Source organism: Variovorax sp. OV700, assembly GCF_900099805.1.
Classification (GTDB): Bacteria; Pseudomonadota; Gammaproteobacteria; order Burkholderiales; family Burkholderiaceae_C; genus Variovorax.
This window is the reverse complement of the sequence record NZ_FNDR01000001.1, coordinates 751,507-776,038: the sequence shown is the minus strand read 5'-3', so window position 1 is coordinate 776,038 and position 24,532 is coordinate 751,507. Positions and strand designations below refer to the sequence as shown.

Sequence of the window (24,532 nt, the reverse complement as noted above, 5' to 3'; positions counted from 1 at the left end):
CGCATGGCGCGTGGCGTTCGCTCTGCTTCAGCACGTCACCGACGTCACGCCCTAAACGGTCCAGCCGTCAACAACGGCCTCGAGCGGACTATTACGTTACGTGAGGCATGGGGGTCACCTCATCCGGTAGCAGTTCGGATGAGTCAATGCGGGGGCGGCTCCTGATGTCGCTTGACAGCTTCCGGTGCTTCGTCGACACGAAACTGCCGAACTGCCGAACTGCCGAACTGCCGAACTGCCGAACTGCCGAACTGCCGAACTGCCGAACTGCCGAACTGGCGCGGGCGTCAGGCCCTGTTCCCGTGGGTTCCCGACGACCCGATCGGCTCAAGAATCATCGGAACATGGCGCGAAGGTTCCAGGTGAAAGAAGAAATGCCCTCCCGCGTACAGCTGGAACTCGAAATCTCCCGCCGTCTGACTCGACCACGCGCGAACGTCTTCGGTGCCGCACAGGGGGTCCGAATCCGATGCGATCGCGCGTATTGAGCAGGCGAGCGGCGGCTCGTCCAGGTACCGGTGAGTTCGATGCAACAGCAAGTCGGAACGAATCACCGGCAGAAAAAGCTTGAGCAATTCGGGATACGAGGCCAGCGCATCGTCGATACCATTGAATTTACGGAGTGAATCGATCATCTCCGCATCGGGCAGATCGTCGATAGGCGCCATCCGAAAAGCAAGTTGAGGCGCTCCCCGCCCCGCCACGATCAACTGGCTCGGCCCTTGAATACCTCGACGCTCAAGCCATCTCGCGAGCTCGAACGCGAGCCACGCACCCATGCTGTGTCCGAAAAAAACGAATGGGCGCTGGTCCATCTCGGAAACAAAGGCATTTCCGAGTGCCTGCAGCAGTTGATCCGACGAGGTCATCAAAGGCTCGTGGCGACGCAGGCCTCGGCCCGGGAGTTGAACTCCAACTACTTCAACGCCGTCGGATAGCAACTTGTTCCAAGGCAAAAAGATATTGGCATTGCCTCCTGCGTGATGAAAACAAAAGATACGCAAATTTGCAGGGCGCGACGCGGGTTTTCGTATGAACCAGGGCGACTTGTGGACGATGCTCATCTGATATTTTGAACTCGAATTAGGTGCATCGATATAAGCGATGGCCAGAGTATTCCCTATCGCCAGCGAGACACGCCCGCTTGAATCGGTCGATTCATCATCCGGCAGCTTCTCGTTCGTTCAAGTCCATTCACAGGAGAAATCATGACTCGCAGTGTCCAACAATTGTTCAATCTTGCCGGCAGGACCGCACTCGTCACCGGTGGGTCCAGAGGTCTCGGCCTGCAGATGGCGCATGCCTTGGGCGAGGCCGGGGCCAAGGTCATGCTGAGCTCTCGGAAAGCGGACGATCTCTCTCAGGCGGTGAGAGAGCTGCGCGAAGCGGGCATCGAAGCCGATTGGATTGCCGCCGATTGCGCGAAGGAAGAGGAAACCCGGCACTTAGCGGACGAGAGTTGCCGGCGCATGGGGCGCATCGACATCCTTGTGAACAACGCAGGTGCCAGTTGGGGCGCTGCCGCGGAAGATCATCCCGTGGAAGCTTGGGACAAGGTCATGAATCTCAATGTGCGCGGGTATTTCGTGCTTTCGCAACAGGTGGCCCGGAACTGGATGATCGGAGCAGGCCGCGGCCGCATCATCAACATTTCCTCGGTGGCAGGGTTGAATGGCAACTCGCCGGAGATGAAGACGTTGGCGTACAACACGTCCAAGACCGCGGTTCTGGGATTCACCAAGACCCTCGCCGCTGAATGGGGGCGCTATGGCATCACTGTCAACGCGATCTGCCCCGGTTTCTTCATGACAAAACTCGCCGCCGGCCTGATCAAGTCGATCGGCGAGGAAAAGATGGCGGCGAAAGCACCGCTCGGACGCCTCGGCGACGACGAGGACCTGAAAGGCATCACCTTGCTCTACGCCAGCGACGCCGGCAAGCACATCACTGGCCAATGGCTTGCCGTCGACGGCGGGGTCAGCGTGGTGACGGGCGGCTAGCCGTTGCGCGCGCGGCGTGCATCGCTCAGGCCGGCTTCGATGCGCTCCTCGCCGGCAGGCTGTCCTCAGCGATCAACACGTTCGCATCAAGAACAACTGCAGGTCTCGCGCTATTTTACGATAGGTATTTACGCCTAAATCTTTTTAATTAGTCGCTAATTAGATGGTGCTGATTGAGCATGTCTTTTTGGTGACTCACAGAGGTATCTGTCACGGATATTATCCACTCGGAGCAAGTCTTCTTGACAACCAAATCGAACGGCTGGCAGTGAATCTACTTACCGTGCTGAAAAATAATGCGGAGAAAAAGGCGGATAAAACTGCCTTTGTTTATTTGCATGATGGAGAGGACGAGACTTCCAGGATCTCGACGGGGGCGCTATGGCGTTCTGCGATTTCCCTGGCCGCGGTTCTGCGACGGCATGCCGACCGAGGCGACAGAGTGCTGTTGGCGGTTCCGGACGGAATCGACTTCGTGGTGCTGTTTCTCGCTTGTCTGCATGCCGAAGTTATCGCCGTTCCGGTGAAGCCCCCGCAGAACAAGGAGGCATCACGCAAGGTCCTATCGATCGCCAGGAATAGCGAAGCCGTCGCGGTAGTGTGCTCGGGGGCAATGATTCATCGCCTCCGCTCGTTCTTTCCTGAAGATGCCGCCTTGCAGGGCATGCATCACCTCGAATTCGAGGCGCTGCTTTCGGATGCCGACAGTGTCGATGCATCGACCTCGCAGGCCGTTGCCGAAAGCGCCTTGTCAATAGGCTCCGATTTCATCGCCTATCTGCAATACACCTCTGGGTCCACCGGCGACCCCAAAGGCGTAGCGGTTTCGCATGCCAATGTGATGGCGAACGAGGCGATGATTCAATTGCGTTGGAGATCGACTGTCGATGATGTGTGCCTGTCGTGGCTGCCCATGTTCCATGACATGGGTCTGATTGCGGCGGTGCTCCATTCCGTCTATCTGGGCGCGACCTGCATTCTCATGCCTCCAATGGCGTTCGTCCAAAAGCCGGCACGCTGGATGTCGGCGGTTGCGAAATACGCGGCGACCATCACCGGTGGACCGAACTTCGCGCTCCGTGCCATTTGCTCACCGCGTGCAATCGATGCATCGAGGCATTTGGACCTTTCTTCTCTTCGAGTCGTCTATTGCGGCTCTGAGCCGATCTCAGCTGCGATCGTCTGCAGCTTCATCGAGAAGTATGTGCCGATGCGGTTCGATTCGCGAGCTTTCAGCGCTGGCTACGGAATGGCCGAAGCGACCTTGATGGTTTCGGCGGGGGGCATCGGGTCGGAGCCTATCTTTGCTCGCGCGCAACCCGGAAAAATTCCCGAGTTGGTGGACTGCGCCGCACTCCGCAGGGGACAGGAAGACTTCTTGAATGTCGTGATCAGTTGCGGAGAATTGCTTCGGCATCAGACGGTGCGAATCGTCTCGCCCGATTCCCTGCGGGTTCTCGAAGACGGCCACGTCGGCGAGATATGGATCCACGGTCCACACATCGGTCAGGGCTATTGGCAAAACGCGGAGGCAACCCGCGAGATCTTCGAGGCGCAATCGATCGAGGAACCGTCGAAAAAATTTCTGCGAACCGGGGACCTCGGCTTCATGTTGCAGGGACAGCTCTTCGTCACGGGTCGCATCAAGGAGTTGATGATCTTCAACGGGACCAATTTCTATCCCCAGGATATCGAGGAATCGATCTCGGGATGCCACGAAGCCTTGTCGCTTGGGCGAAGTACCGCCTTCAGCCTCCAGGACGCTGGCGCCGAGTCTCTTATCGTCATTCAGGAGATCAATCGGGACCATGCGAGGAATCTCTCCGATTCCGTCCGGACCTCGATCGAGGATGCAATTCGCTCGACGGTCTACTCGCGATTCAGTCTTCCGATTCGCCAGGTTGTGCTGGTTAGGCTGAACTCCATTCCGCGAACCACCAGCGGGAAGATATGCAGAGTCAGTTGCAAGCGACAATTCGAGCACGGGCAGCTCGAGCTGATCGACTTCCCAGAAGAAGCAAAGTACGAAGCGCTTCGTGCAGAGGCGGCCTGATGAGCGCCGTCCTCCGGTCGGGTGCAATCCTCGAATGGATTGAAAGATTTCTACGTGCCTCGAACTGCGAGTACCCGTCGCAAGCCCTCGAGAGCACCAGCTTCCATGCATTGGGGGTCGATTCCGCGCTGTGCGTGGAGATGACCTTCGCGCTCGGAGATGCCTTCGATCTCGACGTGGATCCGACCTTGATCTACGACAGCCGAACCGTTCGCGGATTCGCCGAGAGCGTTGCGCAACTGCCGGTTCGCGGCGGACTCGTCTGATCCGCCGATTCGATTCACTTTCACGGACATATTCATGCCCGACTCCACTCTCGCGTCGACCACCGTCTCACTCAATATTTCTGATCGCTTCGATGTGCTGGGCTACCCCAGTGGCGGCTATCTTGCACAACTGGCATCGCAGGAGATCGCGCGACACGTTCAGCATCCGGATCTGCTGGCCATCAATGCGAGCTTCGTCGGCCATCCCGCGTGTGGAGCAGCCGCAGGTGAGATCGTTGCGCTGTCCACCACAAAAAGTCTTTCGCGCGCAACCCTGGCCCTCTCGCAGCAATCCGAGCTGAAGGCGTTCTATGTCGCCACCTTCACCGATTTCTCTCTGAGCACGGGTTTGACGCACTCGTTCTCTGGCGATAGCTCAAGTTTTGAGCCTTGGGAGGGGTGCGAGGATGTCAGGTCCTTGCCACTTCCTCGGGCCCTGAAGGCATTCCTCTCGGGCTTCGAGGTTCGACTGAAGCCGGGATGCCTGGCAGACCCCGGGCCCGATCGAGGAAACCGCGCCGAGATCGAAGGCTGGATCAAATTCTTGGACGGGGCGGCGCCGACTCTCGATTCGCTGGTGTTATTCGCGGACGCGTTCCCGCCGGCGATCTTCAACGTCGTCGAACCTTCCCAATGGGGTTCGGTGCCCACTGTCGAATACTCGGTCCACCTGAAGGCCAAGCCAGCACCGGGGCCCATCCACGCGTATTTCACATCGCATCGAGTCGATCGAGGGTTTCTCGAGATCGACGGGCAATTGCGGGACTCGCAAGGTGTCCTGGTGGCCGAATCCCGCCAGCTCGCCAAGTTCCGCGGTGCCTTGAGCGGACTTGCCGCCGGCGCCGCGAACTGATCGCGGCATCGCCGCTCCGGGCCGATTCATGCAACACGATCCTTCCGACATCGCGGTGATCGGCTTCGCCTGCCGATTTCCTGGCGCGGATGACGCGCAGGCTTTCTGGCGTCTTCTCGTGAGCGGTGAGGTTGCCGTCACGCAGACGCCGAAGGAACGCTGGGACAACGACGAGTTGCTGGGGCAGAACGCGGAAGTTCGCGGCTTGCTCAACAGCTCAGGAGGTGGTTTTGTCCGCGACCATGACCGCTACGACCCGGCCTTCTTCGGAATTTCGATGGCGGAGGCGGCATGCATGGATCCGCAGCAATTGCTTGTTCTGCAGATCGCATGGCATGCAATCGAGGATGCCCGCATGCCGCCTGGGCAACTCCGTGGGCGAAATGCCGGGGTTTTTGTCGGTGCGACCTCGAACGACTACGAGAATCTGATTCTGCGTCGAAGGGAAGAAATCAATGCGTTCACTCCGACGGGAATGAACGCTAGCGTGATCTCGGCACGATTGGCCTATGCGCTGGACTTGCGCGGACCGGCAATGACGATCAACACGGCCTGTTCGTCGTCGCTCGTAGCGATACACGAGGCGTGCTTGAACCTGCGCGCATCGCAATGCGAGGTGGCGCTGGTTGGTGGCGTGAACCTGATGCTCTCGCCGGAAACCACGATTGCCGTGTCCCAGGCGGGAATGATGTCACCTGACGGTCTTTGCAAGACCTTCGACGACGGTGCCAATGGCTACGTCCGAGGCGAAGGGTGCGGCTTTCTCGTGCTCAAGCGGCTTGGCGACGCGCTTGCCGATAAGGACCGCATCCATGCCGTGATTCGAGGCACCGCAGTCAATCAGGATGGTTTGACGAACGGTCTGACCGCACCCAATCGCCATGCGCAGGAAGAGGTGATCCGACGCGCGCTGGCCAACGCCCGGATGGATGCCTGCGAGATTGGTTATGTCGAGGCGCACGGCACCGGAACGAAGCTGGGCGACCCGATCGAGATCAATGCACTCAAGGCCACCTATGGCGTCCGGTCCGATGCTTCCTCGTCGGTGTGCTACGTGGGCGCCGTCAAGGCGCAGATCGGCCACCTCGAGCCGGCTGCTGGCATTGCTGGCGTCATCAAGACCCTGCTCCAGATCCGTCATCGCACGATCGTGCGGCAGGTAGGCATCCGCAAGCAGAACAGGTATATCAAGCTAACGGACACCCGTCTACAGATTCCTGCAGAGCAGATGCTCTGGGACGACGGAATCCCTTTCGCCGCTGGCGTCAGCGCCTTCAGCTATGGCGGCACAAATGCGCACGTGGTGATTGCCTGGCCCGAGGGAGTGACCGCCCAAGCGAGGCCGCAACGGCCGATCGTACCGGCTGAACCGATGGTGCTGCAGATCTCTGCCCGCTCGATCGATGCGCTGGAAGCACTTCGCATCAAGCATCTCGCAGCGTTGTCAGACCCATCGACGGATCCGGCGGCTTGGTGCCTGGCCGCAGCCTCGCAGGCCGAACGGCATGGCCTGCGCAAGGTCTTCGTTGTTCGGACACATGCACAGTTACTTGACGCGCTGTCCAAGCCGATCGTCTCTCTCAGTACAAACAAGCCTCGTTCTGCAGTCGCCGTGCGGGTGGCATTCCTGTGCTCGGGTCAAGGCAGTCAGCGACCAGGGATGGGGCGGCCTCTCTATGAGCAGTTTCCCGTCTTCGCGGCCTTCATCGACGATGCGCGCGAGGCATTTCGCAAGCAGGTCGGCGTGGAGTTGCTCGAGCTCCTCTGGGGCGAACGCTCGGGGCAAATCGATCGTACCGACTTCACGCAGCCGGCGTTGTACGTCATCCAGGTGGCGCTTGCCAGGCTGTGGCAAAGCTTTGGCATTGATCCCGCCGTCGTCGTCGGGCACAGCGTTGGCGAATACGCCGCGGCCCATCTCGCGGGCGTTTTCGACTTCGAGCGGGGACTGGAGATCGTGGCCCTGCGGGGACGTCTGATGCAGGACCGCTCCCCGAACGGCCACATGGTCGCCGTTCGCGCGGAGTCTCAAGAGATTCAGGCGCTCCTGGCATCGCTGCAGAGCCGGGCGAAGATCGCAGTCAGAAACAGTCCTTCCGACCTAGTGCTCGCGGCCTCTCCCGAGGGCCTTGCCGAGTTGACTGATGCATTGGCGCTTCGCGGCCTCCAGCACACGGTGCTCAGGGGCAACCGCGCCTTTCACACGGATGGGATGGCCGAGGCGGCGGCAGAGTTCAGCAGACACTTGTCTGGCATCAGCTTCGGCGATCCACGTATTCCCTTGCTTGACAACGTGAGCGGCGGAGCCGACGAGAAGCCCGTGCTGGGTGCGGACTACTGGGCGCGCCAGATGACCTCGACGGTCCGCTTCGCAGACACCATGCAGGCCCAGGTGCTGGAAAGCGTCGACGCGTTCGTTGAGTTGGGCGTAGGCAATACGCTGATTTCGTTGGCTGCGCGTTCGAGCGCGACGCGTGGTCGCCTGACACTGATGTCGATATCGCCTCAGAACGGCGCTGATATCACGTTCCTGCACGGTCTCGCCGCGCTGCATGAACTCGGTGCCGAGATTGACTGGCACGGCCACTATGGGCAGCGAGCGGTCGACGTCGATCTACCCCTCTATCCCTTTGACAGTCATCCGGTGCTCAATCCGTCGTTGCTGTCGCACCGCGGGAACAGCAGAGTGATGGGGCAGAATGATTCCGGCGCTCTCGCGCGGCACCATCGCATCGGGGAGACCCCTGTGCAAAGCAGCAGGCTCGCGTGGGAGCCTGTGCGCGACGAAGGGCAGGCCAAGAATCGGTCCGATGCCCCCATCTCAGTGATCGCAGGGCCATTGCACGCCGCCGTTGCAGCATCGCTTGCAGCCGCATCCGGATTGTTCCGAAGCTACACGCCGACTTGGGGCGATGGGGTTCGGTCTCTTGCTCACCTGCTTGGGGAGGATGAATCTAGCGCGACGCAAGGTGGATCAGACCTGGTGGTGTTCGGCGATGCCTTCGACCTTTCCGCTGAATCTGGCTTCGCAGACAGCGCCGCGGATCAGGCGAGACGAATCGCCGCCGCCGCTCAATGGCTCGGTGCCTTGGCGACCTTGGGCGAGCGCATTGTCCGAAGCTTGACAGTCGCCATTCCGCAGGGCACACCCGGAGCGCGCTCGCCAAACTCGGCACTGATCGGGGCGATGAGTTCGATGGCGTTGGAAGTCCCGGGCATCCACATCAAGACCGTTCGCATCGCAACGCGCGAAATCGGCGCGCTGGTGACGGGTCTGGAGGCTCTGGCGAGGATGCAGCGCGGGGGAGAATTTCGGCTGAATTCCGAAGGCCTGAAATCACCGATCCTGAGGCCTTTCGCCGTGCCAGCGCCAGCGAGCGGTCCATCGGTGCATTCGGATCGCAGCTATGTGATCACCGGCGGAACAGGCAGTATCGGCCGGCATCTCGTTCTCGGCTTGATATCGCGCGGGGCGCGTCATATCGTCCTCATGAGCAGAACCGGATCGCGCAAGGTGGAGGCGCTCCTGCAGGAGAGTGTCCCGGCTTCCGTCAGGAAGAATCTGGCGCTCGTGGTCGTAGAGGGAGATGTGGCGGACGAGGCCGCATTGCAGCGCCTCGACGATGCGGTCCAGGGGACCGGTATGCCGCTGGGAGGCGTGTTTCATGCGGCCGGGATGGTGCAGGCGCGCTCCCGTGCCGAACTCGATGTGCCGCATCTGACACGGATACTCACAGCGAAGATCGACGGGACGCGTCGCCTAGCGCACCGGTTGAAAGCGCACCAGCCGGACTACTTTGTCGTCTTCTCGTCGATTTCATCGCTGTGGGGAGCGCCGGGACTCTCTGCCTATGCCGGTGCCAACAAGTTCCTCGACGAATGGATTCATGAGCAGGAGCCCGACGGTACTCGCTACCTCGGAATCAATTGGGGACCGTGGCGCGACAGCGCGATGGTCTCCGCGGACGCGCTGTCCGATCTGGCGCGCCTCGGAATTGATCCTATTCCGCCGGAAGAAGGGGTCCGTCTTCTCTTCGAAGTCCTGAACAGCGGGCTGACCGGACAGGTCGTCGCGTGCGCTGCGCGGTGGTCCGTTCTTCGACAGGCGTTTGCGAGCAGAGGTCACGAGGGCTTGTTGAGAGAGATGGCCGGCGATTCCGGCACGCCGACACATGGCCCAGCCGAACCGCTGGCAACGGCGGGACCTTTACCCGCTCGGATCGAGTTCAGGGAAATCACTCGAGCGATTCTGGCAAGACTGCTCAGTCTGCAGCCTGAAGAGCTGATTTCCGACGAGCCGCTTCATGCGATGGGGTTGGATTCGCTGCGAGCCATCGAGTTCACCAGAGCCTTGGAATCGCTGGTCGGACGGCCTCTGCCCGTGAGTCTCGTATTCGATCACCCGACGCTCGACGATCTGGAGAATTACTTGTTGGCGGCCGTCGACCCGGTCGAAACGCAAGCGCGTCCTTTGGCTCCGCTCCTGTCTGCCGTCGCGAGTGCCGCACCGTACACGGATCGGCCGCTGCGCGATATTGCGATTGTTGGCGTGGCCTGTCGGCTGCCGGGCGCGGGAGAATCGCTCGAGGAGTTCTGGCGCATTCTGATGGATGGCGTCGATCCGATTGTGGACACCGAAATCCGATGGCAGAGAAAGGACTTCGCTTCGCCGCAGCCGGAGACCGGATCTCGAGGCGCCTTTGGCGCCGGTCTGATCGAGGACATCGAGTTCTTCGATGCCCGCCTGTTCAACATCTCGCCAATCGAGGCCAGATGGATGGACCCGCAACAACGCATCGCACTTGAGCTCGCCTTGCGATGCCTGGAACGCGCGGGTTTGCGCAGGGCCGACGTCAAGGGTCGGAGGATCGGAACCTACATAGGCACCGCCGCGAACGAGTTTCACAAGCTGTGCGATGCGGGAAATGCGGGCCGTGAATACCAGGCGACCGGCAATGCCTTGAACGCGATCGCAGGGCGCATCGCCTATCACTTCGGCCTGCGAGGGCCGGCGGTTGCGATCGACACAGCCTGCTCGTCCTCCCTCGTCGCCCTGCATCAGGCAGTCTCTGCATTGCGCAGCGGCGATTGCGAGATGGCCTTGGCGGGGGGCATCAGCACCCTGCTCGACAAGGAAACGTTCGAGACCCTGTCGCAGGCAAAAATGCTGTCGCCGAACTGGCGCTGCGCGAGCTTTGATGCGCAGGCCGATGGCTATGTGCGAAGTGAAGGAGGCGCACTGTTCCTGCTGAAACCGCTGACGCACGCGCATCGTGATGGTGACCATGTCTACGCGGTCATTAGGGGGGCGGCCATCAATCAGGATGGCCGCAGCGCGAGTCTGACGGCACCGCACGGTCCGTCCCAGGTCGACGTGATCGAGCGCGCTCTAAGAGACGCGGGGCTGAACAGCGAGGACATTGACTGGGTGGAGGCCCACGGGACAGGCACACCGCTCGGCGATCCGATCGAACTTCGCTCCATCGACCAGGTGTATGGCAAGCCCGGCAAGGCGCTGATTGTCGGGGCGGTCAAATCCAACGTGGGGCATCTGGAGTCCGCATCGGGCGCAGTGGGGCTGCTCAAGATCGTCCTGGCGCTCGCGGGCCGGACGATTCCTCCGAATCTTCATTTCGGGCAGCTCAATCCCCACATCGGACCGCTTCGCAGCGGCTCACTGTCGGTGCCCGTGCAGCCGATCGCCTGGCAAGGCCGAAATGCGGTCGCGCCTCGGCGCGCCGCGTTGAGCTCATTCGGGTTCACTGGGACCAATGCGCACGTGATCGTCGAAGAGGCGCCGGTATCGAACCGCCAGACGGAATCGGCTGCGGCGCCCATTCACTGGGTTCTTCCCATGTCCGTGCACACCGAAGAGGGACTACACGCCTCGTTGCGTACGGCAAAGAACGTTAAGGACCAGGGGGAATTGCTGCGATCGGTAGCGCATGCGCTATGGCAGTGCGAGCCCCATCGATTCAGGGCGGTTGTCGTCGCATCGTCCGCCGAACAACTTGAGCAGGCGCTTTCTGGCTCAGTGCAAACTGTCGATATCCGGCAACTGCACAAGGTGCGCGTCGGCCTCGTACTGGATGACCTGTCAATGCCGGCCGAACACGTGGCGCATGCATCCACGGCGAAGTCCCGCTTCGCCGAGGCATGGAGTCGATTCGCAGCAGCGCCGGGTCATGCCCGGCACGCGCACGCGCTTGGGGCTGCGGCGGCCAGGGCCTTCAGCACCGTCCATGCATGGGCTGATGCGTGTTTTCGGATCGGACTCGATGTCGAGCTGATCGACGGTCCCGAACCGGAATTGCTAGATCGCTGCATCCGCGGAGATGTCCCGCTGGAAGCGTGGATCGCCAAGGCGCTGGCTTGGAAGCAGGCACCAACGGACCATGGTGACTCGGCAATTCGTCGCTTCGGGACTCATGCTGGAGCGGTCATTCTGGCGTCGACGCGGACACGACGCACATTCACGGATTTGCCGGTGCTCGATATCACCGCCGCCGCGAACGATCGGCAGGCGTGGTTGGCGGTGGGGGCGGACCTCTTCCTGCGCGGCGCGGATATCGACTGGCGCGCCTTGAGTGGGGTTGTCCGGCCACAGACTCCGCGACAGAGCATGTATCCGATGCATCGAGTGCGCTGCTGGCCCGAACGAGGGCTGGCTCCCGTAGAGGAGTTCCGGGGATTCCGGGAGCGGCCACCGGTGGCCTCTTCGACAAATTCGCGCGATGTGGGTGTTCTTCTGCATCAGCAAACCCAAGCCATGCACCAACAACTTCAGGAACTGGAGAACGAGCTATGACCGTCGCTGCCGCACCCCGCCCATCCGTATCGCAGAACGCGATGGACGAGCTCATTCTTCGCGAGTTTTCCGACATCCTGGGCCTGGAGCCCGGCGAGTCAATCGGTGCGAGCGACTCCTTGATGGACATGGGCGCCGATTCGCTGGCCTTGATGAAATGCATCGATTTCCTAGAGGATCGCTTCGGCGTTTCGGTGAGCGTGGCACAGGTCTATCAGGAATTCGCGACCGTGGGCGAACTTATGACCTTTGTTCGTACACAGCAAGCCGGCGCTTTGGAATCTTTACCGCCGCCCGCGGCGACCGTGGCGCCAGTCGGCCATCCGGTTCCTGCCATCGTGCCCGCTCCCGATATGTCAGGCGACTGGATACAGAGCCTTATGACTTCTCATGTGGCGTTAATGGACCGGCAGTTGCAGATTCTTGAGCGCCTGGGCAGCAAGCGGCTAGAAGCTCGACCCGTGAACATCCCCGCGGCAGTCTCGACTCCAGAAAAGCGATCAAACGGAAAGGTCGAGGTTCACGCGAAGCTCAAACCTGCGGAGGAGGCGGCGCCGGACCGCTTCAATGTTTTCGAAGGCAGGGCCCGCAGTACGATGAACCTGGGTGATGGCCAGGCTGCGTACTTGTCCAGCTTCATCGACGCATTCAGCCTGAAGCACCGCACATCCAAGGAGAGAACGCAGGACGCGAGAAAGGTGCTTGCGGATAACCGAGCGTCCGCTGGGTTTCGGCCACACACAAAGGAACTTCTGTTCCCGATTCTTGCGGAGCGCGCCGAAGGCGCCCATCTCTGGGATGTAGATGGCAACAGGTTCGTCGACATCACGATGGGTTTCGGCGTCCATCTGTTCGGTCACAACCCGGATTTCATTCGCGATCGCCTGACCGCCCAGGTGAAGGTGGGATTCCCGATTGGCCCGCAGTCGCCGCTGTCCGGGCGCGTCGCCACCCTTCTCGGCGAAATGACCGGTCATGAGCGCGTCGTCTTCTGCAACTCGGGTACCGAAGCCACGATGACAGCCGTGCGCATAGCGCGCGCGACGACGGGACGAAGAAAGATCGCCATCTTCCGCGAGTCCTATCACGGTACCTTCGATGGATTCCTGGCGCGCTCCTCAAGCCTGGCTGGAGACTCGACAGCTTCGCAGCCGGTGAGCGCCGGGGTCGTTCCTGGCTCCATCGAGGAAACCGTCGTGCTGGAGTATGGCGATGACGCATCGCTCGAGAAAATCCAGGCGATGGTCGGCGAGCTTGCCGCCGTCGTTGTCGAACCTGTTCAAAGCCGTCGACCCTGGCTTCAACCGAAGGCCTTTTTGGCCAGATTGAGGGACATCACCCGTGCGGCAGGAGTGATTTTTATCTGGGATGAAGTCATCACGGGCTTCCGCGTCGCGCGCGGCGGAGCCCAGGAGATCTTCGGCATCCGCGCCGATCTCGCAACCTACGGAAAGATCGTGGGTGGCGGCATGCCGATCGGGCTCGTGGCGGGCGATGCGCGATTGCTCGACGTGATCGATGGCGGATTCTGGCGCTATGGCGACAACAGTGCGCCCCAGGTCGAACAGATCTTCTTCGCCGGCACGTTCTCCAAGCATCCTCTCGCCATGGCAGCTTCGGTTGCCGCGCTCGAACGGATACAGGAGGCGGGCAGTGCCCTGTATGAGCCGTTGAACCGGCGCACCGAAAAGCTAGCGCAGGCAAGCAACGCTCTCTTCGAGGAGGAGGGGGTTGCGATCAAGGTCGAATGCTTCGGCTCCCTCTTTCGCTATGTGTCCCGCAAAAACATCGATCTGTTCTTCACGCATCTGATGATGGAGGGCGTTTACATCTGGGAAGGACGCAACTGCTTCCTCAGCACCGCGCACAGTGACGCCGATCTCGACTTCATTCTCGAGGCCACCCGCAACGCCATTCGGAAGCTACAGGATTCAGGATTTTTGGAGCGTCGCGTGCCGACTCCGCATGTTGGTGCCACCATTTGGCAGCAGAGATTTTGCGAGCTCTGGAACCCGGAAACGTCGCTGGCGCTGAACATAGGTGGCGGAGTCTTCATTCGGGGCCTCGTCCATCCGTCGGAGGTTAAGGCGCTCGGACTCGCCGTCGCCAAGGTCGTCGGCTCTTGTGCTGATCTGTTCGTCGGATACGAGCGCTCGATGAACACATGGGTGCCATCCCTTACGTCTCCAACCGTTGTGGAGCGGGAGCTCGCGCGCGACGAGCACGAAAGCCTGGAGACGGCGATACAAAAGGAAGTGGATGTCGCGATGGGCATACCCTTTTCCCATTCCGATGCGATGCAGTGCCGGCTCGGCATTCTCACCACCCATGGGCACGGGACGCTGCTCACGATCGTGGTGAATCATGCGGTCTGCGATGGCTATTCTCTTTCCTTGCTGATCGAGGACATCATGTCCGTCTATGTCGCGGAGGGTGGGGGTGCTGCTTATGTTGGTTTGGCCCCCAACACAGCGCTTGCCAAAGAGAAGGCGTACAACGTTTCCCAGCAAAGGTTGATCGATCAGGGCTATTGGTCGGATCGGCTAGCACCGTTGAAGCCCGTGGACCAGCTTGCGCGGCCGTCCGATGTGAGCTGCGGGCATTTGCGATGTGAACTGGACGCTTCGTCTGTGGCGCGAATCGCCAAGAGCCAGAAGATCTCACGATTCGCGGTGATCCTGTCGGCTTTCCAAGAAGCCCTGAATGACACGCCTGCCATTTCAAAGCTAGGCCTCGTCGGGGTACCTGTCGCCAATCGCTCCGTGCTGTCCGCGGAACGCAGCGTGGCCCAGGTCACCAATCTGCTTCCGCTGATCGTGCCGCGCACGTCGGAGCCGGCGTTCGCGCGATGCGCGGCGGTGGCGCGGGCGCTTCGGGAGATGACGGAGCACTCTGCATATCCCGTCATGCACGACCCGGCGCTTTCGCGGCAGATGCCCATCGCTCTCAGCGTCAATCTCGAGCCTTCGAACTACGACTTTGGCGAGGGAAATCCTTCGGCGAAGGTCTACGTGGGCACAAGGACCGCCATCGAATTTCCCGTCGAGATCAACATCAGGCTCCATGGTGGTGTCTACAGAGTTAACTGTGATTACCAGGAGCAGTTGGTCGACGGCGTCAGCGTCTCCTCTCTAACCTCCCGCTTCGAATCTTTCATCATCACTTGGAGTCAGCATGCAATCTGAAGTCAGCGCCCCCCCGCGCGTCAATGGTGGATTTCTCGTCTTCGTCGCGGTGGTGTGCGCTGCCATCTTCGCAGTCAACTACGCCCGATACGGATTCGCACAAGACACTTTCCTCTGGACCATTCGCACCGTGGTCAAACAGGCATTTCTATTCTTCACACTCTCCTACATTGCGAGCCCACTGCATCAATGGTTTCCAACGCGTGTCAGCGCCTTTTTGATGCGCCATAGGGCAACGACAGGGGCCGCCTTTGCCGTTTCCCAACTCACTGCGGGCGCCTGCGCGACAACGATCTGGCTCAACTGGCCAGAGATCATTCACGCGATCTCGCAGCCCGTCGAGCGCGTGCTGGGCGTGATGGTGTTCGTATGGATCTTCATCATGTTGATCACCTCGCATCGCGCAGCCATCGATCTTCTCGGCAGGCGGCTGTGGAGCGGAATCCATACCTACGGGATGATCGTGATCTGGATCGCCTACCTGCTCGACTACGGGCGCAGAACCATCGAATGGTCGCCGTACTACGGAATTTTCACGGGTGCCCTGTTGGTCATCCTTCTACTCAGGGGTGGCCTGCTTCTACGCCGCATCGTCGCACCATCCTCGCCGGCCCGGCTTTGAAAAAGGGAGTATCCGAATGACCAATACCCTACAGATTGGCGCACGCACTGCCGCGCGCAACGCGGTGCGTGAAAGCATCGCTGATGTGCAATGGCAGCGCAACGACACGTTCACCCGCGAACTGAGTACTGAACTGCAGCAGCACGCGTTCGTGCAGCATCCATTGATCGCGGCGATGAATGCAGGGGAAGGCTCGCTCGAATGGCTGCGCGGCTTTTACCTCGACACCGTACACGCAGTCTCGGGTCGCTTCATCGACTATGTTCTGCAGGCGGTGCTGAACTGCGCGCAGATCGAGGACCGCATCGGCCGGCGGGGTGTCACCGCTGCCCGTTTTCTGCTCCAGATCAATGTCATCGATGAATTGGGTTTCGAGCCCGGAGCATCGGTCGAGGGCTTTATCGGAAATCCAGGCAAGGCGCATGTGCTTCAGTTGTACGACGTGCTCGAACAACTGGGCATCTCCGAAGCAATGGTCCGTGCGCATCGCGCATCCTCCGCGGCCATCCACATGGCAAATGTGCTGGAGACCAACCGCAATGACCATTTGCGGCTCGCGACCGTGCTTGCGGCGTATGAATCCACGCTCAGCCCCTGGAGCGACTGCTGGGCGACCGCGACGCGGGCTCTCTCCACCGTTGACACGGGCCGTGGATACCACGCCATTCACGTCGAGGACCATGATGGCCATGTCGTCGACGACGATCACTCGGAAGATAGCTGGCATATCGTCCGACAAGCGCTTACCCTCGAGCGTACTGAGGAGGTGCGCCACCTAGCACTCCATTTGATGGATACCTGCCAGTCCTACGTGGACTATCAGTTCCGTCTCCTGCGGACGCAAAGCAGAAGCCCCGTGTATGCCTGAGTCCGAATCGTCAGTCGAGCTTGCAGCGCAGCTCGAGCGATGGGCGATGCAGGCACCGGAGCGCATGGCGTGCATCGACGAGACCGGCGCGATGAATTGGAGCGCGTTCCATTCCGCAGTGGCGCGTGCTCGTGACGGCCTGGTTTCGGCGATCCGTTCCCGCGCTGACCCGGACGAGCCGGCCGTCGTTGGCGTGCATCTTCCAAACTCCACCGCGCTGGCCGTTGTAACGTTCGCATGCGCGACGAGCGGCGCGGCCTTCGAACTCTTTCCCGTGGATCTGCCGCCCGACGGGCTGTGGCGGCTGATGGAGAAAAGCAAGGCCGCCGTTGTCGTCACGGATGACACCGAATTGCTGGATCGATGCGGGTCCGATGTTCGCTTCATCGCGCCAAGCGATCTTTGCGGAGTGAAATCCCGAGCGGAGACGAACGCGCTGACCGGGGCGTTGCGAGCGGAGTCGGGTGTCTTCAGCATTGTCTATAGCTCCGGAACGTCCGGTATCCCGAAAGCCATCGCCCATTCGTACGGGGCGCGCAAGAGCGTTGCCCAGGCCCTGATCGCCATGGGGATGTCCGAGGCGGCGGTGACTCTGGTGGCCTTACCGATGGCGAACAACCTCTCGCTGACGACCTGGTATTCGGCCCTGTGCAATGGCGGGCAGATCGTAATCCTGCGCGACTTTGCACCCGAGGCGTTCTGCGCGGCCGTCGAGACGCACGGAGTCACCCATTTCGTGCTGAGTCCCCTTCATTACCGAGCGCTGCTTCGCGCCGGTTGCATCGGCCGCTTCGACATGGGCAGCCTGGCACTCCATATCTCTTCGAGCTCCAGATTGGCACCGACGGAAAAGGAGGCGATCGCGAAGGCGCTGCCGGGCCGCTTTTGCGAAATCTACGGAGTCACCGAGGGAGGGGTAGGGACGCTGCTGGACTGCAGTGACACCTCGAAGCTCCACACGGTCGGAAAACCCATCGGGATCTACGACATGAACGTCATTGACGACCAAGGTCGGCCGCTTCCCGCGAATGGGGCGGGAAGGATCGTGGGCCATAGCGCCTTCATGATGTCCGGCTATCGAGATCCGAAGATCCAGGCGAGCTATTGGTATGCCCCCGGTGGCGACGGCCGCGCGTATCTGGTGCCCGGCGACGTAGGGTACTTTGACGACGACGGCTACCTCGTCGTCCTCGATCGCCTTGAGGACACGTCTCGAGTCGGCGAGGAACGAATCTATCCGAGCGTGATCGAGAACCGGCTTCTCGCGAACACCTCGTGCGAAGAGGTGTCGGTTACCTTCAATGAAACTCCTACAGGCAATGAACTCGTCGTCCACTGGGTGTCTGCCGATGATCAGGCGCTGGCACTTGCTCGCACGCTGGACGCTCACAGCCCGATGAGGTTCTCACTGCGCCGCTGGGATCGACTGCCGCGCAACAGCATGGGAAAAGTACTACGCAAGCAACTCGCCTGAGCCCTTCGACGGTTCAGTTATTCCTGTCGTTCAAATTAGGGAGAAATCCAATGAGTTCTGCATTCCATTCGTCGTCATCGCGAAGGCTGTACATCGGAGTTACCGTGGCGACGTTCCTGGTCTTTACAACGGGGGCCTGCTTGTCATTTCTGGCGACGGCCCTCGCCAGCGTTGGCTTCGACCCGGCGCGAACCGGCGTGTTCGTGTCCGGCGGAGCCATTCCGGTCATGATCTGCGGCCTGCTTGCAGGCAAGCTGTTGACGGTCATCCGCGCTCGAATGGTCTTGATTCTGGGCATCCTCATGGTCGCCGCTGGCTATGCCTCGCTGGCTTGGTCGAGCCGGATGGGCCAGACCAATGCGCCCGCCGCATCCCTCGCCGTCATGATCGGTGGCATGGGCCTGTTCATGCCCGCGGCGTTCGTACTGGTTCGCGGGACGCTGATACCTGCCCGACTTATGCAGTTTGTGGGGATCTATGGCGCAATGCAGCTGCTGCCATCGTTGTTCGGTCCGACGGTTGCCCAGCAGATCTTCGGATCCCAAGGCCTGTTTTCGTACTTCCTCATCACCTCGGTTCCCGCGTTCCTCGCCGCAGCCGTTCTGCTCGCCATGCCGGACCCGCAGGCTCCCGTGGCCGGGGCGTCCGTCGCATCGAGCGCGAGCTATCTTTCGCTGCTGAGTCAGTTCCAAGTTCTTCTGCCGTGCTGGGGCGGCTTCGTCTCGGCTGCTGTGTTCGGAGCGGTGAACATCTTCGTCGTCTCGCTGCTCGCCGCAGCCGGTACGCCGATCCACATGTTCTTTGTGCCGTTCGTTGTCGCGTACCTGGTCGCGCGATTTCTGCTTCTCGACTATGTGCGGCGCCTTCGCACCCAACTGGCCGCGGGAGCCGGAATTGGCTTCATGGCCCTGGGGGTGGCGACGCTCTGGGTCAGTGGTGCAGGCAACGCAAGTGCTGTGGCTGCCGCGTTGCAGTTCGGTCTGGGTTTCAGCATCACCTATCCGGTGCTGATGGTGTGGATCGCTTCGCTTTTCGCACCCGCGGTGAGCGCCCGGCCGGTGGGGCTCTTCAATGCGACCTACACCTTCGGCATGTATGGCTCGCCGCTGGCTGGCGGATTGCTGCTCTCCACTTGGGGCCCTACGGCCTTTTATGTCTGCGTAGTGGGACTAGGTCTGCTCACCGCCGCCGCGCTGATGCTCTATCGAACACCCGATCCGAGCCCTATTCCAAAAGGAAAAGCCGCATGAGTTCCGCAGCATCGTTCGCGACGAAAGTCGCTGTCGTCACTGGTGCATCGAGCGGCATCGGACGAGAGGTCGCCATCCAGCTCGCATCGCAGGGCACGAATCTCGTGCTCGTGGGACGTGATTCCCAGCGGCTGTCCGCGGTTGCGCAGCAATGTGCCGAGAACGCCGGAAAGCTCGTCGTCGTCGTCAGCGATCTGTCGCTCGAGGACGAGTGCGCCCGGGCGATCGCTGAGGCGGTGCGCGAGTTTGGCGGCGTCGATGCCTTGTTTTGCGTCGCCGGGCAGGCGATGAAGGGCCGGTTCGCCGACGCGGACAACGCGCAGGCCTGCGTTCGGGTCATGCGGGTAAATTACGACAGCACCGTATTTCTCTGCCATCACGCCTTGCCGCATCTCACGAAGCGTAAGGGGCGTATCGTGGTGGTCGGCGGACTGGTTGGGCACGCCGGTGTTCCAGGGTATAGCGCCTACGCCGCGGCTAAGCATGCTGTCGTGGGCTTTTGCAGGACGCTGCGTCGGGAACTGATGCCCACTGGCGTTTCCGTCACGCTCGTCAGCCCGGATACCGTCAAGACCGCCGTCAGGGACAACATGCTCAATGCCAGCGGAATGCCCTCGCCCGAGAGCTACGGCAGCGAATCGGCCATGAGCGCTTCGGAGTGTGCGCGGCATGTTCTTGCCGCGGCGCTCGCCCGGACTCCCGAATTGGTACTCGGGCGCGTCCGTCTGTTACAGACCCTTCAGGCCATCTTGCCCGGCGCTCTCGACCGTCTTCTGACCAAGCCTACGGGTTCAAGTGGCCCGACGCAGCCAACAGCGGCAACCCGCTGAGTCTCGCTCTCCTGCATGCAAAAAGCCCGACGGGAACGCGAAGCGCCATGACACTGCGGAATTCTGGTACTTCGACACCCATGATCCATCGGATGCAGCGCCAGCACGTGCTGCTTTTCAACGTCGTTCCTCACTTGGCGGTACTCGGCCTCCCGCTGTACTGGTCCAGCGTCTACGCCGGGCCGACCGAATGGCTCCTCTTCATTGGGGGATGGTTTCTCACGACACTTGGGATCACGGCCGGCTTTCATCGGCTTGTGGCCCACAAGTCGTATGCCGCCCACCCACGGCTTTTGCTCGTGCTGGCATGGCTCGGATCCATGGGCGCGCAGGGCGCCATCGCATCGTGGGTTGCCATCCACCGTACGCATCACGAATGCAGCGATGTGCCGGGAGATGTGCATAGCCCGAACCTGCATGGAGACGGCTTCCTCGACAAGGCCAAAGGGCTTTTCCACTCGCACCTCGGCTGGATGTGGCGCCATCCTTATCCCAACATCGTCCGAGTGGCGCCGGACGTCCTGCGCAACAAGGTGTTGATGCGCATCAATGGCCAGTATCACTACTGGATCGCGGCCGGGTTGATCATCCCGGCCGCCATCGGCGCCGCAGTTCACCGCGACGTTACTGGTGCGGTTTCGGGCCTGCTGTGGGGAGGACTGTTTCGCATGGTCCTGCTGCAACAGATGACTTGGACCGTCACTTCGCTGGCGCACCTGACCGGCAGGCGCCGCTTTGACACTCCTGACCGTAGTGGCAACCTCTGGTGGCTCTCCTTGCCGAGCCTTGGCGAGTCGTGGCACAACAATCACCACCGTTTCGCCAATTCCCCCAAGGTGGGTCTCGATTGGTACAACCTGGACCTCACCTACTGGTTCATCCGGTCGATGAGCTTTCTCGGCCTCGCCAGCGATCTGCGGGTGCCCAAGCAAGAACAGATTGCCGCGCGCGAGGCTGAATGGCGCGTTGCAGAGCAGGTTACGCAACGAGACAGTCCATCTTCAACGAGGAGCTAGCCATGAAAACCAAAGACGAGATCGCACAGTGGTGTGTCGACTTCATCGCGACGACGTTCGAGATCGATCCGGTCGAAGTGGAGCGGGATGCGGAGTTCCAGTCATTCGGATTCGATTCCACCGCATTGGTCAGCTTCTCCGCGGAGATTGAAGAGTGGCTGGGGCACGAGATCCATCCGTCAGCACTCTTTGAGCATCCGACCATCGATTCGTTGTCCGCCTTCGTCGTGGAGCAATACAAATGAGCAGGCCTGCGCGCCAAGCCTGGCTGAATTCATATGAAGCGGACGTCCCGGAGGCCATAGACCCGGATTCGTTCGGCACACTGACCGAATTGATCGATCTTTCGCTGGCGTGTGGGGGGGATCGGAACGCGTTCGCGTGTCTGGACGAACGGTTGACTTTTGCGGAGCTGGATTGCCAGTCTCGAGCGCTCGCCGCCTATCTCCAGAGCCTAGCGCTCGCGCCCGACGCGCGGGTTGCGGTCATGTTGCCGACCGTCATTGAGTACCCGGTGGCGCTTCTGGGGATCATTCGCAGCGGATGCATCGGTGTTTGCGTCAATCCTCAGTACACGGCACCGGAACTGGAGTACGTGCTTCGTGACTCGGAGGCCGAGGTATTGATCTGCACGGACAAGCTCGTGGAGATGGCGGGATCAATGATGAAGTCCACGGGCCTGAAGCACGTGGTCGTCGTTGGCCGGGATCCCAGCGCGTTGCTCGGTACCGCGGATGCGGGCCTGGAATCGATGGCGAAGCTGCACGAGGTGCTTCGATCGGCGGCGAATCCGACGTTTGTCCCTCGTGCCATCGCGCCGAGTGATACAGCCCTTCTCCAGTACACCGGAGGCACTACGGGTGCGTCTCGCGGAGCTCAGCTGTCGCACCGAAATCTGATCGCCAACATTCTTCAATGCGAGGCGTGGGTCAGACCCAGCTTGCGTGCATTCGCTGAGGAAGGGACCTTGACCATCGGCTGCGTGCTGCCGCTGTATCACATCTTCGGTCTGACCGCCTGCCTTCTGTTGGGCGTTCGCATGGCAGCCACAACAGTACTGGTCGCCAATGCGTTCGACATTCGTGGCGCGGTGGCCCAGCTGTCGGGTCACCGGCTCAATATGCTTCCCGCGGTCAATACTCTGTTCGCGGCCATGCTCATGGACCCACGCTTTCTCTCGTTCGATTTCAGCGGTTTGCGCGTATGCATCGCGGGCGGTATGAAGCTTCAGCCGCGGGTGTCCAAGAGTTGGCTCGAGGTGACCGGCTGCCCCATCGCAGAAGCCTACGGGCTGTCCGAGACGGCGCCATTGGCATGCTGCAATCCTGTTGATGGCACAGCAAGGTCCGGGTCCATTGGCCTGCCCGTCTCCAGCACCGAGGTTGCCATCCTGGATGAGGACGCGCGTGAAGTGCCAAACGAGACGATAGGCGAGATCGCCATTCGCGGCCCACAGGTCATGACCGGCTACTGGCGCAACGCGCCAGACTCCGCGAAGGTGATGACCAAGGATGGCTTTTTCCTGACCGGCGATGTCGGAACCATGGACGCGGAGGGTTTCGTGCGCATCGTCGAAAGGAAGAAAGACCTGATCATTGTTGGGGGCTTCAATGTCTATCCAACGGAGATCGACGCGGTGGTCGCGAGGCATGAGGCCATCGCCGATTGCGCGAGCTTCGGAACGTCGGATCAAAGCGCTGGCGAGATCGTCAATCTGCTGGTGGTTCGAAAGCCCCACGTCGAATTGAGCGCGACAGAGGTCCTCATGCATTGCCGTGCGCATCTGACGGCCTACAAACTACCCAGGCAGATCCATTTCGTGGACGCCATTCCGCGCACCAGTGTCGGCAAGATTTCCCGCAGCAGTTTGCAGAAGCTGTTTGCCGTGGAGTTCGTGTGAGTGATCTTCAAGAAAAGGCGGTCGCTTCGGCACCATTCGCGGGAATTCCGGAGGAACGGCTGTTCGTCAGGAATCCCCATATCCAGGCGAGCGCAAGCCGCAGCAACACGATCTTCGTGGGCGGTTCGTTCCTGGCGACGGTTGTGGCAGTTCTCCAACTCGTCTTCGGAACGGTCACGCCAGCAGCCCTGTGGGTCGCCTTGATTCTCTACATCATCGGTATGGTGGGTATCGGCATGGGCTTTCACCGGCTCTTTTCTCACCGAACATTCGTCGCACCCACATCCATTCGCGTTGCCCTGGCTATCGCGGGCTCCATTGCTGCGCAAGGATCGGTCGCGCATTGGGTCAGCAATCACCGGCGTCACCATGTGTTCACAGATCAGCCCAACGATGTGCATTCTCCGTACTTCAACGGCCAAACACCGTTGTCGAAATGGAAGGGATTCGTACATGCGCAGGTCACCTGGATCTACTCCCACAGGACGACAAATCCTCTTGTGTTCGCCAAGGACATCTTGCGCGATGCGCCGCTGCAGAGAGTCAGCCAGTCCTATTCGAGAATCGTGATTGCTGGCCTGGTAGCTCCTGCGATCATCGTCGGATTGATAGATGGATCGTGGAGGGGGGCCTTCGACGGTGCACTCTGGGGTGGCGGCGTTCGTCTTTTCGCCGGAATCATGCTCCCGAGCGCGGTGAATTCCTTCGGCCATATGACTGGCTGGAGACCGCATGCCACGTCGGATCAGAGTCGCAACGTCGGTTGGCTCGCGCTGCTGACGCTGGGGGAAGGATGGCACAACAATCATCATGCGTTCCCAGGATCTGCCCGTCTGGGATTTCGTTGGTGGCAGGCGGATCCGATCTGGTGGTTGATCCGGCTTGCTGAATCGATAGGGCTCATCACGGACGTTCGATCCGCTGCGCCAATCAAGTCCCAAACCGGCGAGCCTCCAGCCTCCTTATAGTCTGGGCGCGCCATGCACTCGATGCTCATCGCGCGGCCGGTCGGGCATCGCAACGATGACGGCTCCGGTAGAAGCCGGCGCCTTCAACTTCTCACGAAAAGCCCCCCGGGGCGGGTCGACATGCCTTCCCGGCGCATGGGAGCGGTGCGAAACATGTGCAGGGGGTTCTCTTCGGAGGGCAAGCCTCTTGAGAAGGACCGACGAAACCCCAGTCGCAGATCCTAGGGAAGACATGCCCGCGCTCGATGAGGAATTCCTCATGCAGGTAGACCGGGCCATGTTGGCTTGCAAGCAGTCCGACCCGCATCGACTGGAGCAAGTGCGGCGTGCGGCTGAAGAGGAAGCGCGGTTGGCCAACATGACGAACATGCATGGGCTCGAGCAGCGACGTGGAAACGGCCGCGCTGAAACGCGATGAGACTGGGCACCCTTTACAGAT

General features: G+C 60.9%; 17 protein-coding genes. 16 read left to right on the top strand and 1 reads right to left on the bottom strand.

Features of this window, described 5'->3' with window-relative positions:
• Nucleotides 1-287 precede the first annotated feature (287 nt).
• A complete protein-coding gene (locus BLR24_RS03575) occupies nucleotides 288-1,064 on the bottom strand; it encodes a thioesterase II family protein (protein WP_093012636.1) in 777 nt (258 codons plus the stop codon).
• A 144-nt stretch (nucleotides 1,065-1,208) separates the two neighbouring features.
• On the opposite strand from BLR24_RS03575, the gene BLR24_RS03570 reads away from it, so the two are divergent.
• The 16 genes from BLR24_RS03570 (at nucleotide 1,209) to BLR24_RS03495 (ending at nucleotide 24,511) form a co-directional block, all read left to right on the top strand.
• Nucleotides 1,209-2,000, top strand: a complete 792-nt coding sequence (locus BLR24_RS03570; protein WP_093012633.1) for an SDR family oxidoreductase — start codon at nucleotides 1,209-1,211, stop codon at nucleotides 1,998-2,000.
• Between the two features lie 268 nt (nucleotides 2,001-2,268).
• Nucleotides 2,269-4,053 carry a fatty acyl-AMP ligase gene (locus BLR24_RS03565; RefSeq protein WP_175543163.1) on the top strand — a complete coding sequence of 595 codons (1,785 nt, stop codon included), beginning with the start codon at nucleotides 2,269-2,271 and terminating at the stop codon, nucleotides 4,051-4,053.
• Entirely contained in the window at nucleotides 4,053-4,319 is a 267-nt protein-coding gene (locus tag BLR24_RS03560; protein WP_175543162.1) for an acyl carrier protein, read from the top strand. Before BLR24_RS03565 ends, BLR24_RS03560 begins: the two co-directional genes overlap by 1 nt.
• Nucleotides 4,320-4,353: 34 nt before the next feature.
• Entirely contained in the window at nucleotides 4,354-5,172 is an 819-nt protein-coding gene (locus BLR24_RS03555) for a thioesterase family protein (RefSeq protein WP_093012624.1), read from the top strand.
• A gap of 28 nt (nucleotides 5,173-5,200) precedes the next feature.
• Complete coding sequence (locus BLR24_RS03550) at nucleotides 5,201-11,980, top strand: type I polyketide synthase (RefSeq protein ID WP_093012621.1); 6,780 nt, start codon at nucleotides 5,201-5,203, stop codon at nucleotides 11,978-11,980.
• A complete protein-coding gene (locus BLR24_RS03545) occupies nucleotides 11,977-15,165 on the top strand; it encodes an aminotransferase class III-fold pyridoxal phosphate-dependent enzyme (RefSeq protein ID WP_093012618.1) in 3,189 nt (1,062 codons plus the stop codon). Before BLR24_RS03550 ends, BLR24_RS03545 begins: the two co-directional genes overlap by 4 nt.
• Nucleotides 15,155-15,787: a hypothetical protein gene (locus BLR24_RS03540; RefSeq protein ID WP_093012615.1), complete on the top strand. Its 633-nt coding sequence runs from the start codon at nucleotides 15,155-15,157 to the stop codon at nucleotides 15,785-15,787. The genes BLR24_RS03545 and BLR24_RS03540 overlap by 11 nt, the downstream gene beginning before the upstream one ends.
• 16 nt (nucleotides 15,788-15,803) lie before the next feature.
• Nucleotides 15,804-16,655 (top strand): iron-containing redox enzyme family protein, encoded by an 852-nt coding sequence (locus BLR24_RS03535; protein WP_093012612.1) that lies wholly within the window; start codon nucleotides 15,804-15,806, stop codon nucleotides 16,653-16,655.
• The gene (locus tag BLR24_RS03530) at nucleotides 16,648-18,129 is read left to right on the top strand and encodes a class I adenylate-forming enzyme family protein (RefSeq protein WP_093012609.1); all 1,482 of its coding nucleotides are present in this window, start codon (nucleotides 16,648-16,650) and stop codon (nucleotides 18,127-18,129) included. Before BLR24_RS03535 ends, BLR24_RS03530 begins: the two co-directional genes overlap by 8 nt.
• Before the next feature lie 50 nt (nucleotides 18,130-18,179).
• A complete protein-coding gene (locus BLR24_RS03525) occupies nucleotides 18,180-19,379 on the top strand; it encodes an MFS transporter (RefSeq protein WP_139188702.1) in 1,200 nt (399 codons plus the stop codon).
• The gene (locus BLR24_RS03520; protein ID WP_093012603.1) at nucleotides 19,376-20,209 is read left to right on the top strand and encodes an SDR family oxidoreductase; all 834 of its coding nucleotides are present in this window, start codon (nucleotides 19,376-19,378) and stop codon (nucleotides 20,207-20,209) included. The genes BLR24_RS03525 and BLR24_RS03520 overlap by 4 nt, the downstream gene beginning before the upstream one ends.
• Before the next feature lie 80 nt (nucleotides 20,210-20,289).
• Nucleotides 20,290-21,225 (top strand): acyl-CoA desaturase, encoded by a 936-nt coding sequence (locus BLR24_RS03515; protein WP_217636280.1) that lies wholly within the window; start codon nucleotides 20,290-20,292, stop codon nucleotides 21,223-21,225.
• Nucleotides 21,226-21,227: 2 nt separating this feature from the next.
• Nucleotides 21,228-21,470: an acyl carrier protein gene (locus tag BLR24_RS03510; protein WP_175543160.1), complete on the top strand. Its 243-nt coding sequence runs from the start codon at nucleotides 21,228-21,230 to the stop codon at nucleotides 21,468-21,470.
• Nucleotides 21,467-23,125 (top strand): AMP-binding protein, encoded by a 1,659-nt coding sequence (locus BLR24_RS03505; RefSeq protein ID WP_093012594.1) that lies wholly within the window; start codon nucleotides 21,467-21,469, stop codon nucleotides 23,123-23,125. The genes BLR24_RS03510 and BLR24_RS03505 overlap by 4 nt, the downstream gene beginning before the upstream one ends.
• On the top strand, nucleotides 23,122-24,093 hold the full coding sequence (locus BLR24_RS03500; RefSeq protein ID WP_093012591.1) for an acyl-CoA desaturase: 972 nt from the start codon (nucleotides 23,122-23,124) through the stop codon (nucleotides 24,091-24,093). Before BLR24_RS03505 ends, BLR24_RS03500 begins: the two co-directional genes overlap by 4 nt.
• A gap of 232 nt (nucleotides 24,094-24,325) precedes the next feature.
• On the top strand, nucleotides 24,326-24,511 hold the full coding sequence (locus BLR24_RS03495; RefSeq protein WP_139188701.1) for a hypothetical protein: 186 nt from the start codon (nucleotides 24,326-24,328) through the stop codon (nucleotides 24,509-24,511).
• The last annotated feature ends 21 nt before the right edge of the window (nucleotides 24,512-24,532 follow it).

What these genes read in the sequence shown, in the direction of transcription:
- BLR24_RS03510 (WP_175543160.1), top strand. Translation starts at nt 21,228, where the DNA reads ATGAAAACCAAAGACGAGATCGCACAGTGGTGTGTCGACTTCATCGCG.
- BLR24_RS03505 (WP_093012594.1), top strand. Translation starts at nt 21,467, where the DNA reads ATGAGCAGGCCTGCGCGCCAAGCCTGGCTGAATTCATATGAAGCGGAC.
- BLR24_RS03525 (WP_139188702.1), top strand. Translation starts at nt 18,180, where the DNA reads ATGAGTTCTGCATTCCATTCGTCGTCATCGCGAAGGCTGTACATCGGA.
- BLR24_RS03545 (WP_093012618.1), top strand. Translation starts at nt 11,977, where the DNA reads ATGACCGTCGCTGCCGCACCCCGCCCATCCGTATCGCAGAACGCGATG.
- BLR24_RS03530 (WP_093012609.1), top strand. Translation starts at nt 16,648, where the DNA reads ATGCCTGAGTCCGAATCGTCAGTCGAGCTTGCAGCGCAGCTCGAGCGA.
- BLR24_RS03535 (WP_093012612.1), top strand. Translation starts at nt 15,804, where the DNA reads ATGACCAATACCCTACAGATTGGCGCACGCACTGCCGCGCGCAACGCG.
- BLR24_RS03540 (WP_093012615.1), top strand. Translation starts at nt 15,155, where the DNA reads ATGCAATCTGAAGTCAGCGCCCCCCCGCGCGTCAATGGTGGATTTCTC.
- BLR24_RS03560 (WP_175543162.1), top strand. Translation starts at nt 4,053, where the DNA reads ATGAGCGCCGTCCTCCGGTCGGGTGCAATCCTCGAATGGATTGAAAGA.
- BLR24_RS03575 (WP_093012636.1), bottom strand. Translation starts at nt 1,064, where the DNA reads ATGAGCATCGTCCACAAGTCGCCCTGGTTCATACGAAAACCCGCGTCG.
- BLR24_RS03495 (WP_139188701.1), top strand. Translation starts at nt 24,326, where the DNA reads ATGCCCGCGCTCGATGAGGAATTCCTCATGCAGGTAGACCGGGCCATG.
- BLR24_RS03555 (WP_093012624.1), top strand. Translation starts at nt 4,354, where the DNA reads ATGCCCGACTCCACTCTCGCGTCGACCACCGTCTCACTCAATATTTCT.
- BLR24_RS03570 (WP_093012633.1), top strand. Translation starts at nt 1,209, where the DNA reads ATGACTCGCAGTGTCCAACAATTGTTCAATCTTGCCGGCAGGACCGCA.
- BLR24_RS03520 (WP_093012603.1), top strand. Translation starts at nt 19,376, where the DNA reads ATGAGTTCCGCAGCATCGTTCGCGACGAAAGTCGCTGTCGTCACTGGT.
- BLR24_RS03550 (WP_093012621.1), top strand. Translation starts at nt 5,201, where the DNA reads ATGCAACACGATCCTTCCGACATCGCGGTGATCGGCTTCGCCTGCCGA.
- BLR24_RS03515 (WP_217636280.1), top strand. Translation starts at nt 20,290, where the DNA reads ATGATCCATCGGATGCAGCGCCAGCACGTGCTGCTTTTCAACGTCGTT.